Origin of the sequence: Methylibium sp. T29-B, from assembly GCF_000576225.1 — a bacterium.
GTDB classification, from domain to species: Bacteria; Pseudomonadota; Gammaproteobacteria; order Burkholderiales; family Burkholderiaceae_C; genus Methylibium; species Methylibium petroleiphilum.
In genome coordinates, this window is sequence record NZ_AZSN01000137.1 from 1 (window position 1) to 9676 (window position 9676).

9 protein-coding genes, 1 tRNA gene and 1 pseudogene are annotated in these 9676 nt (G+C 67.9%); 6 read left to right on the forward strand and 5 right to left on the reverse strand.

Annotated features, from left to right (window positions below; genetic code table 11):
- The first annotated feature begins 109 nt into the window (after positions 1 to 109).
- Both Y694_RS17045 and Y694_RS17050 read left to right on the forward strand, forming a co-directional pair.
- The gene (locus Y694_RS17045) at positions 110 to 487 is read left to right on the forward strand and encodes a hypothetical protein (RefSeq protein ID WP_036234695.1); all 378 of its coding nucleotides are present in this window, start codon (positions 110 to 112) and stop codon (positions 485 to 487) included.
- Positions 478 to 1233 (forward strand): FimV family protein, encoded by a 756-nt coding sequence (locus Y694_RS17050; RefSeq protein WP_036234697.1) that lies wholly within the window; start codon positions 478 to 480, stop codon positions 1231 to 1233. Before Y694_RS17045 ends, Y694_RS17050 begins: the two co-directional genes overlap by 10 nt.
- Positions 1234 to 1254: 21 nt before the next feature.
- Here Y694_RS17050 and Y694_RS17055 read toward each other — a convergent pair whose 3' ends face one another.
- From Y694_RS17055 to lptF, 5 genes are all read right to left on the reverse strand, one after another.
- Entirely contained in the window at positions 1255 to 2457 is a 1203-nt protein-coding gene (locus tag Y694_RS17055) for a pyridoxal phosphate-dependent aminotransferase (RefSeq protein ID WP_036234700.1), read from the reverse strand.
- An 11-nt stretch (positions 2458 to 2468) separates the two neighbouring features.
- On the reverse strand, positions 2469 to 3422 hold the full coding sequence (locus Y694_RS17060) for a CysB family HTH-type transcriptional regulator (RefSeq protein WP_011829541.1): 954 nt from the start codon (positions 3420 to 3422) through the stop codon (positions 2469 to 2471).
- 68 nt (positions 3423 to 3490) lie between these two features.
- Positions 3491 to 3874 (reverse strand): sirohydrochlorin chelatase, encoded by a 384-nt coding sequence (locus Y694_RS17065; protein WP_011829540.1) that lies wholly within the window; start codon positions 3872 to 3874, stop codon positions 3491 to 3493.
- Between the two features lie 11 nt (positions 3875 to 3885).
- Complete coding sequence (gene lptG / locus Y694_RS17070) at positions 3886 to 5007, reverse strand: LPS export ABC transporter permease LptG (protein ID WP_036234703.1); 1122 nt, start codon at positions 5005 to 5007, stop codon at positions 3886 to 3888.
- 9 nt (positions 5008 to 5016) lie between these two features.
- Positions 5017 to 6108, reverse strand: a complete 1092-nt coding sequence (lptF, locus tag Y694_RS17075) for an LPS export ABC transporter permease LptF (protein ID WP_011829538.1) — start codon at positions 6106 to 6108, stop codon at positions 5017 to 5019.
- 26 nt (positions 6109 to 6134) lie between these two features.
- On the opposite strand from lptF, the pseudogene Y694_RS17080 reads away from it, so the two are divergent.
- The 4 genes and pseudogenes from Y694_RS17080 to Y694_RS17095 all read left to right on the forward strand — a co-directional run bounded on the left by Y694_RS17080 (position 6135) and on the right by Y694_RS17095 (position 9540).
- Positions 6135 to 7588: pseudogene (locus Y694_RS17080) on the forward strand (leucyl aminopeptidase).
- 22 nt (positions 7589 to 7610) lie between these two features.
- Positions 7611 to 8045, forward strand: coding sequence for a DNA polymerase III subunit chi (locus Y694_RS17085; RefSeq protein WP_036234706.1), 435 nt, complete (start codon positions 7611 to 7613; stop codon positions 8043 to 8045).
- Between the two features lie 192 nt (positions 8046 to 8237).
- Complete coding sequence (locus Y694_RS17090) at positions 8238 to 9365, forward strand: branched-chain amino acid ABC transporter substrate-binding protein (RefSeq protein ID WP_011829535.1); 1128 nt, start codon at positions 8238 to 8240, stop codon at positions 9363 to 9365.
- 84 nt (positions 9366 to 9449) lie between these two features.
- Positions 9450 to 9540 (forward strand) — tRNA-Ser (locus Y694_RS17095).
- Positions 9541 to 9676: the final 136 nt, after the last annotated feature.

A 9676-nucleotide genomic window follows, 5' to 3' on the forward strand; every position in this document is an offset into this window, starting at 1 on the left:
CCGCCGAGGTGGCCGCCAGCGCGGCCGCCGCCGAGCAGGCGGCCAGCGCCGCCAGTGCGGCAGCCCTGGCCGAGGCGCCCGGGTCAGAGTCGAGGAACTCGAGGCGGCGATGAACAAGCTGCGCCTCGAGACCGCAACCACCCAGCAGGCCATTGCCGGCCTGCAGGCGCGGTTGCAGCGCGCTGAAAGCGATCGCTACAGCAACCCATTGGTCTACGGTCTGGCGGCGGCCCTCGCGGTTCTGCTCGGCGTGGTGATCTGGCTCTGGCGGCAACGCAACCAGGAGCGCCAGTCGCACGCCTGGCTGGTGCAGGCGGCCACGCCGGCGGAAGCGCCGCGGAGCGGTGGCGTGGGAGCGCCGGCCGCAACGGCAGAGGCGGCCGCCTTCGCGCCGGTGCCGACGCTCAAGGCCTGGGTCAGCAAGCCAACGAGATTGACGGTTTCGACGACACGCTGGCCGCGACGCGGGCCGGCAGCATGTCGGTGACCGGCGCGCTGTCGGAGCCTGCTCCGCTGAATGCGGTGCGGCCGCTCAGCGCTGCGCAGAAGCGCGAGGTTTCGGTCGAGGAGCTGATCGACCTCGAGCAACAGGCCGAGTTCTTCATCGTCCTGGGTCAGGACGCTGCGGCGATCGATCTGCTGATGGGGCATCTGCGAAGCACGTCAGGTACCAGTCCGCTGCCCTATCTGAAGCTGCTGGAAATCTACAAGCGCCGCGGTGACCGTAGCGACTACGAACGGCTGCGCGAGCGCTTCAACAGCCGCTTCAATGCCTACGCCCCGGCCTGGGAGACCGACCTTCTGGGCGGACGCACGCTGGAAGACTACCCGGCCGTCATCGAGCAGCTCCAGGCGCTGTGGTCGACGCCGTCGCGAGCGATGGACGTGTTGCAGGTCAGCCTGCTGCGCCCCGACGATGGCAATGCCGATCCCGAGGGCAGCGACAGCTTCGACCTGCCGGCCTATCGCGAGCTGATGCTGCTGTATTCGGTCGCGCGCGATCGATCGGAGCTCGAGGCCGGCGGGGCCGTCGACCTGCTCCTGCCGATCGGCGCAGGCGAACCCACGGACGATGCGCCGGCCAGCGCGGTCTTCGAGCGTCTGCTGGCGACGACCTCGCTCGAGGCCCAGCCGGAGGTGCAGAAGCCGCTGGCGGTCGATCTGTCGCTCGAGGACCTCGAGCCCAAGCCGGCCGAAGGCGGCACAGGCCAGGACGGCGGTTCGCGCGGCTGAGTTGCGCGCCTGCGGGCGCCCTCAGCCGGGAGATCGCGCGGACAGCGCCGTGCGCAGCCGCTGCAACGCGGCATCCAGCGTGCCTTCGCGCTTGGCAAAGCAGAAGCGCACGACCCGCTGTTCGAATCCGGCGTCGTAGAACGCCGACAGCGGAATCGCCGCGACGCCGGCCTCGGTGGTCAACCAGCGGCAGAACTCGGCTTCACTGCGCGCCCGATGCGCGGCCAGGCCGCCATAACCCACGCACTGGAAGTAGCTGCCTTCGCTGGGCAGCAGGTCGAGGCCGGTGTCCGCGAGCCCGGCGCGGAAGCGGTCGCGCTTGCGGGCATAAAAATCCGGCAGGTCCAGGTAGGGGCGAGGGTCGCCCAGGTAGGCGGCCAGCGCGTGCTGCACCGGCGTGTTGACGGTGAACACATTGAATTGATGCACCTTGCGGAACTCCGCCATCAGTTCGGCCGGGGCCGCGGCGTAGCCCACCTTCCAGCCGGTCACATGAAAGGTCTTTCCGAAGCTCGACACGATGACGGAGCGCGCGGCGAGCTCCGCATGGCGAGCCACGCTCTGGTGGGCCTGGCCGTCGAACACCATGTGCTCGTAGACCTCGTCGGCGATGACGATCACGTCGGTGGGCCGCAGCAGATCGGCCAGGCGCTGCATCTCGCCGGCGGTCCACACCGTGGCGCTCGGGTTGTGCGGCGTGTTGACGAGGATTGCGCGGGTGCGCGGCCCGAGCGCCGCGGCGATACGGTCGAAGTCCGGCCGGAAGCGGCCCGGCGTCAGCGGCACCCGCCGTACTCGGCCGCCGGCCAGTTCGATGTTCGGCGCATAGCTGTCGTAGCAGGGCTCGAGGACGATCACCTCGTCGCCCGGATGCACCAGCGCGAGGATCGCGGTCAGGATGGCCTGGGTCGCGCCAGCGGTGATGGTGATCTCGCTGCCGGGGTCGTAGCGGTGACCATAGAGCGCGGCGATCTTCGCGGCGACTGCTTCGCGCAACACCGGCACGCCGGCCATCGGCGGGTACTGGTTGTGGCCTGCCTGCATGGCCTGCGTCACGGCATCGACCAGGCGCGGGTCGCACTCGAAGTCCGGGAAGCCCTGGCCGAGGTTGACCGCGCCGTGCTCCTGGGCCAGCGCGGACATCACGGTGAAGATCGTCGTGCCCACCCGCGGCAGGCGGCTGGGCGGCACGGGCGTGCGGGCCAGGAGGTGGGCGCTGCTCATCGGTGCTGGCTTCACAGTTCGTAGCTTTCGGCGTCGCCCTGCAACGCGCGGGTGATCAGATCGCGGGTCAGCCGGTCAGACAGCAGCTCGGCAAAACCGTAGACGAAGTTGCGCAGGTAGGCTCCGCGCTTGAAAGCGAGTCGGGCGACGTTGTTGCCGAACAGCTGGCCGGCTGGACGCGTGACGAGATCGCCGCCCGGTGCACAGGCGGGATCGTCGCGCACCGCCATCTCGGCCACGATGCCCACACCCAGGCCGAGCCGGACGTAGGTCTTGATGACGTCGGAGTCGATCGCCTCCAGCACGACGTTCGGCTTGAGTCCGCGCGTGGCGAAGGCCTGGTCGACGCGGGTGCGGCCCGTGAAGGACGGGTGGTAGGAAATCAGCGGCTCCTGGGCCAGTTGCTCCAGGGTCAGCCGTTCGTGCGCCGCGAGTGGATGGTTCAGCGGCAGCACCACCACGTGCTGCCAGTCGTAGCAGGGCAGGGTGACCAGGGACTCGAAGTCGCTCAGCGACTCGGTCGCCAGCCCGACCTCGGCGGTCTCGTCGATCAGCATCTGCGCCACCTGCTCGGGTGTGCCCTGGTGCAGGCTGATTGCCACCTTGGGATGGCGCTTGCGCAGCGCAGCCACCGGGCCAGGCAGCACGTAGCGTGCCTGGGTGTGGGTGGTGGCGATCGACAAGGTGCCGGCATCCTGCTGGCTGTACTCCTCGCCGATGCGCTTGAGGTTGCCGACCTCGCGCATGATGATCTCGATGGCCGCGAGCACCTGCTGGCCTGGCTCGGTGATGCGCTTGAGCCGCTTGCCGTGGCGCGCGAAGATGTCGATGCCGAGCTCGCCCTCGAGCTCGAGGATGGCCTTGGAAATTCCGGGCTGGGACGTGTGAAGGGCCTTCGCGGTCTCGGTCAGGTTGAGATTGCGGCGCACGGCTTCCTGGACGAAACGAAACTGATGCAGGTTCATCGGGCGGTGCGCGCAGCTGCGCGAGGCGGGTGAAACGAAATTATCTCAGTGCCACCGGCGTGACGCTCTCAGCGGGCCTGCGGTTGCAGCAGCGCCCAGGCGGCATCGGCCATCGCGGCGACCACCGAGTCGATCTCTCCGATCGCGGGCGCGAGCTGCCAGCGCACCGCCGGCAGTTCGCCGCGCACGCTGTGCAGCAGTGCCGGCAAGTCCTTGCGCACATGCCCTCCTGCGCCCAGGAACAGCGGCAGTACGCTCACGGCCGAGCAGCCCTGCGCCGCCAAGGCATGGGCCGCGCCGCGCAGGTCCGGGCTCATGAACTCCAGGTAGGCCAGCGCGACCGGTGTATCCGGTGCGCGCTCCCGCAGCTGACGCGCCACCGCCTCGAAGGGCCGCGCCCACAAGGGGTCGCGGGCGCCGTGGGCGAACAGGAGGATGCCGTGCTGCTGCATGCGGTTCCCTCTCACCGGTAGCGCACGAGCCAGCTGAAGGCCGCCATCGACAGCAGCAGGTAGAAAGCGCCGGGTGCTGCGGCTGCGATCCAGGGCGTCCAATCGCGCAGCAACCCGAGGTGGGTCGACACGTTGTTCAGCAGCACGAAGCTGATGCCCAGCAGGATGCCGCCGAACACCTTGACGCTGACGCCTCCGGCGCGCGCGTGCAGGTAGGCGAACGGCAGGGCCAGGCCCACCATCACCAGGCAGGCCAGCGGGTACAGCGCCTTCTTCCAGAACTGGATCTCCTGGCGCTGCGCGGCCTGCTCGTTCTGGGACAGATGGCTCATGTAGCGGTAGAGATCGACGGTCGACATGCTCTTGAGCGGCGAGACGGCCGCACCGACCACCGAAGGCGTCAAGCGGGTCGGCCAACGCAGCTCGTCGCGCCGCTCGTCGACCGGCAGGCCGTCGCCGCTCGCCGCATGCCAGCGCGTGAGACGCACCTTTTTAAGGCGCCAGGCACCGTCTTCGACCACGGCATGCTCCGCGGCCACACGCGCCAGCAGCTGGCCATCCTCGCTGAACTCGTAGATGCGCACGTCGTCGAGCAGACCGTCGGGCCCGACGTTGCCGATGTTGATCGAATCGATGCGCTCTCCGGCGGGCAGCTCCCCCGGCGCGGCGGCGCGGCGGTCCTTCAGCCAGGCGCTGTTGTTGCCGCCGCCGGAGGCCGAGCCGCGCAGCGTGGAACGGAGCGTTTGCGCCTTGGCATCGAAATAGGGGCCGACGTAGTCGCCGACCACGAAGGTCAGCACCGCGAACGCCAGTCCGATCTTGGCGAGCAGCGACAGGGCCCGGCCCGGACCCAGCCCGCCGGTGCGCAGAATGGTGAACTCTGAAGACTGCGCCAGCCTGGCCATCGCGTAGATGGTGCCGATCAATACCGCGATCGGCAGCAGTTCGTACAGGCGCCCCGGCAGCTCCAACAGGCAGTACAGGGCCGCATGGTGCACGCGGTAGGCGCCACGGCCGATGTCGTCGAGCTCCTCCACGAAGTCGATGAAGAAGAACAGCGACAGGAAGGACACGGCGACGAAGGTCACCGCGCCCAGGACGTCGGCATACAGGAGACGGCGGACCGTGCGCATGGCGAGGCCTTAGGTGCTTGCGCGCCGGCGGCGCAGTCCGAACGAGGCGCCGCGTTCGCGCCACCAGAGCAAGGAAACAGCCAGCACGAAGCTGCCGCCGTGGATGAGCAGCAGCACGATGCCGATCTCGAGCTTGCCGCTGGCGACCCAGGCCTGACTGAGGTTCAGCAGGTTGAAATAGACGACGAAGGCGAGCAGCGCGAACAGCAGGTTCCAGCTGCCGGCACGCCGCGGGTTGCCGCCCGCCAGGCCGATGCCCAACAACACGAGATTGATGCCACCGACGGCCAGGCCGATGCGCCAGGCGAGCTCGCCGAAGTGCCGGTTGCTCGGCTGCGTGAGCAGATCCCAGGTGCTGCGCGCCTTCGGTGGCAGGTTGTCGGCGCCGCTGCTGACGGCTTCGCCGGCCAGCACGCGGTAGCTGTCGAACTGGGCGAGCTTGCGCTCGCCGGTGGCGAGGTTGATATCGTTGCGCTGGCCGCTTTCGAGCACGACGAAACGCTGGTCGCCGTCCATCTCGATGCGCCCGGTGCGGGCCGAGGTCACGCTCTCGCTGTCGGGCTTGCGCTCCAGGACGAACACGTTGCGCGCGATGTTGCCTTCGCCGGTGTCACGCTCGATGAAGAAGGTGCGCTTGCCGTCGGCCGAGCTCTGGAACTGCCCGGGCGCCACGCGCGCCACGTCTGAGCGCCGCTGGTAACGGTCTTTCAGCTCGGCGATCTGGCGGTTGCCCCAGGGCCAGACGAACAGCGCCAGCAGCGCCACCAGCAGCAGCAGCGGTGCGGTCAGCCGCAGCACCGGCGGCACGAAACGCAGCAGGCCCACACCGCTGGCGAACCAGATCACCATCTCGCTGTCGCGGTACATGCGCGTGAGCGTCGTCACCACCGCGATGAACAGCGACAGGCTGAGGATGGTGGGCAGGTTCTCGAGGGCCACGTAGCCGAGCAGCAGCGCGACATCCTGCGCGGCCACCGAACCACCCGCCGCCTGGCCGAGCGTGCGGATGAGGAACATCGTGATCACGATGGTCATGATCACGACCAGGGTCGCGCCAAAGCTCCTGGCGAGGTCTCGGCGCAGAGTGGAATCGAATAACATCAATTGGATTTCAAACGGATCGCATTATGGACTTTCGCATTCTCGCCACGTCGACCTCCAGCCTTTCGAAGGTCAGCGCCGATGCGCTCTTGATCGTGGTGGCCGGCGATCCGAAGCAGCAAGGCCTGGACGATCCCCTGGATCGCGTGCTGTCCGATGCGATCGCGGCCGGCGACCTGGCCTTCAAGGCCGGTCGCACGCTCTATCTGCACCGTCCGCTGGGCGTGAAGGCGGCGCGCGTGGTGTTCGCCGTGGCCGGCGATGCCGGGCCCAAGGCCTTCAAGGCCGCCGTGGCCGCGGGCTTGGGCCTGATCAAGCCGCTGGGTGTGAAGCACCTGGCGGTGGCCGCAAGCGGCGCCATCGAGGCCTCCCATGCCGAGGCCGCCGCGGCGGCAGCGTCCGACGCCACCTACAGCTACCGCCACACCAAGCCGAGCGCGAGCCCCGCGCCGGCGCTGCAGAAGATCACCCTGCTGGTCGACAAGGCGGAAGCCAAGGCGGCGCAGACCGGACTGTCGCGCGGCGCGGCGATCGCCCTTGGCGTGGCGCTGGCGCGCGAGTGCGCCAACCGGCCCGGCAACCACTGCACGCCGAGCTTCCTGGCGGCCGAGGCGCGCAAGCTCGCCAAGCTGCCGCGGATCAAGGTCGACGTGCTCGACCGCAAGGCCTGCGAGAAGCTCGGCATGGGCTCCTTCCTCGCCGTGGCGCAGGGCTCCGACGAGCCCCCGAAGTTCATCGTGCTGCGCTATGACGGCGCGTCGCGGAGCGATGCACCGGTGGTGCTGGTGGGCAAAGGCATCACCTTCGACACCGGCGGCATTTCCATCAACCGGCGGCCGAAATGGACGAGATGAAGTACGACATGGGTGGCGCCGCCAGCGTGCTCGGCAGCTTCCGCGCTGTCGCGGAACTTCAGCCGCAGGTCAATGTGGTGGGCCTCATCCCGAGCTGCGAGAACATGCCCAGCGGGCGCGCCATCAAGCCGGGCGACGTGGTGACCTCGATGTCGGGCCAGACGATCGAGGTGCTCAACACCGACGCCGAGGGGCGCCTGATCCTGTGTGACGCGCTGACCTACGCCGAGCGCTTCAAGCCGGCCGTGGTGATCGACATCGCCACGCTGACCGGCGCCTGCGTCATTGCGCTCGGTCATCACCGCAGCGGCCTGTTCAGCGCCGACGATGCGCTCGCCGATGCGCTGCTCGACGCCGGCAGCGCCGGCCTCGACCCGGCTTGGCGCATGCCGCTCGACGACGAGTACGAGGAAGCGCTGCGCAGCAACTTCGCCGACATGGGCAATGTCGGTGGCCGCGCCGGCGGGGCCATCACCGCGGCGATGTTCCTCAAGAAGTTCACAGCCAAGTACCGCTGGGCGCACCTCGACATCGCCGGCACGGCCTGGAAATCCGGCGCCGCCAAGGGAGCGACCGGCCGGCCGGTGCCGCTGCTCACGCACTTCGTGCTGTCGCGCACCCGTTGACGCCTGCGCGCGGGGAACCCGCTTGACGGAGATCAACTTCCACCACGGTGCAGCCGATCCGCTGGCGCACGCCTGCCGCCTGCTGACGAAGGCCTACCAGCGGGGCGCCCGGGTAGCCGTCACGGCGTCGTCGAGCGAGCGGCTCGCCCAGCTCGACGTGATGCTGTGGACTTACGATCCGCTGGCCTTCGTGCCCCATGCCCGGCTGCGCGAAGGAGCGGCTCCGGCCGAGCGCCTGGCGCCGACCCCGATCTGGCTGCTGGACCGGGCCGCCGACGCACCTCACCACGAGGTGCTGGTGAACCTGGGACCCGAGGTGCCAGCCGGTTTCGAGAGCTTCGAACGCTTGTTCGAGATCGTCGGCAAAGACGACGAGGAGCGGCGCGCAGGCCGCCAGCGCTGGCGCTACTTCGAGAGCCGCGGCTACGAGATCCGCCCGCACGAGGTGCGCGGCTGATCTCGGCGCCTGCAAAGCGGGTGGTCTGCGGCTTGCTACTGTTCCAGCTTCAGGTGCAGACCGCCAGCATCGGCGCCGACGGTGTTTTCCCGGGGCGTCTCCCGAGCGGTGTGCTGCCTGTTTTGGAGTATTGTCTCGGCCGTTGAGAACGACCCGTTTTCTTCAATCTTTCTTCCAACCCGGAGGTTCTTCATGCAACTCAAACTCAAAGCCATCGCCCTTGCAACGGCCCTGCTCGCGACCGGCGCCGTCTCGGCCCAGGAAGTGATCAAGATCGGCCACGTCGCCCCCATCTCCGGTGCCCAGGCCCACTACGGCAAGGACAACGAGAACGGCGCCCGGATGGCGATCGAGGAACTCAACACCCAGAACATCACGATCGGCGGCAAGAAGGTCAAGTTCGAACTGGTTGCGGAAGACGACGCTGCCGACCCGAAGCAGGGCACGGCCGCCGCCACCAAGCTGTGCGATGCCAAGGTCAACGGTGTGGTCGGTCACCTGAACTCCGGCACCACCATTCCCGCCTCGAAGATCTACAACGACTGCGGCATTCCGGAGATCACCCCGTCGGCCACGAACCCCAAGTACACGCAGCAGGGCTTCAAGACCGCTTTCCGCATCTTGGCCAACGACAACGCGCTCGGCGCCGGCCTGGCATTGCACGCCGCCAACAACCTGAAGCTCAAGAAGGTCGCGATCATCGATGACCGCACTGCCTACGGGCAGGGTGTGGCCGAGGTGTTCAAGAAGACTGCCCAGGCCAAGGGCATCCAGATCGTCGATGAGCAGTACACCACCGACAAGGCCACCGATTTCATGGCGATCCTGACCTCGATCAAGTCGAAGGGTCCGGATGGCGTGTTCTACGGCGGCATGGACCCGCAAGCCGGCCCGATGCTGCGCCAGATGGAGCAACTCGGCCTGTCGAACGTCAAGTTCTTCGGCGGCGACGGCGTGTGCACCGCCAAGCTCGCCGACCTGTCGGCCGGGGCCAAGACGCTGGGCAACGTGGTCTGCGCCGAAGGCGGCTCCTCGCTCGAGAAGATGCCCGGCGGTACCGCCTGGAAGGCCAAGTACGACGCGAAGTATCCCGGCCAGTTCCAGGTCTACTCGCCCTACGTCTACGACGCGGTGTTCGTGCTGGTCGACGCCATGAAGCGCGCCAACTCGGCCGACCCCAAGGTCTACGGCCCGAAGCTGTTCGAAACCAACTACACCGGCGTGACCGCGAAGGTGGCCTTCGAGAGCGATGGTGAACTGAAGAACCCGGCGATGACCCTGTACGTCTACAAGGACGGCAAGAAGGTCCCGCTGAACTGATGACGCCAGCGCGTCCGTGATGAAGAAGGCGCCTCGCGAGAGGCGCCTTTTTTGTTCCGGCGCATGGCTACAATCCGTCGCTCCGGAGAGATGGATGAGCGGTTTAAGTCGCACGCCTGGAAAGCGTGTGAGGGTTAACAGCCCTCCGCGGGTTCGAATCCCGCTCTCTCCGCCAGATAGCTAGGAAACACGGGCCTTCTCGGCCCGTTTTGCTTTCTACCCACGTTTTAGCCCATGGAAGGCTACGCGGTGGGCGGCTGGGGTAGAGGGGGACCGCTTCCTGTGTTGCGGTATCAGGCCTTTGTGCGCGC

Coding starts and splice junctions, on each gene's coding strand:
- Y694_RS17090 (WP_011829535.1), top strand. CDS start 8,238: ATGCAACTCAAACTCAAAGCCATCGCCCTTGCAACGGCCCTGCTCGCG.
- Y694_RS17050 (WP_036234697.1), top strand. CDS start 478: ATGTCGGTGACCGGCGCGCTGTCGGAGCCTGCTCCGCTGAATGCGGTG.
- Y694_RS17055 (WP_036234700.1), bottom strand. CDS start 2,457: ATGAGCAGCGCCCACCTCCTGGCCCGCACGCCCGTGCCGCCCAGCCGC.
- Y694_RS17045 (WP_036234695.1), top strand. CDS start 110: ATGAACAAGCTGCGCCTCGAGACCGCAACCACCCAGCAGGCCATTGCC.
- lptF (WP_011829538.1), bottom strand. CDS start 6,108: ATGTTATTCGATTCCACTCTGCGCCGAGACCTCGCCAGGAGCTTTGGC.
- lptG (WP_036234703.1), bottom strand. CDS start 5,007: ATGCGCACGGTCCGCCGTCTCCTGTATGCCGACGTCCTGGGCGCGGTG.
- Y694_RS17060 (WP_011829541.1), bottom strand. CDS start 3,422: ATGAACCTGCATCAGTTTCGTTTCGTCCAGGAAGCCGTGCGCCGCAAT.
- Y694_RS17065 (WP_011829540.1), bottom strand. CDS start 3,874: ATGCAGCAGCACGGCATCCTCCTGTTCGCCCACGGCGCCCGCGACCCC.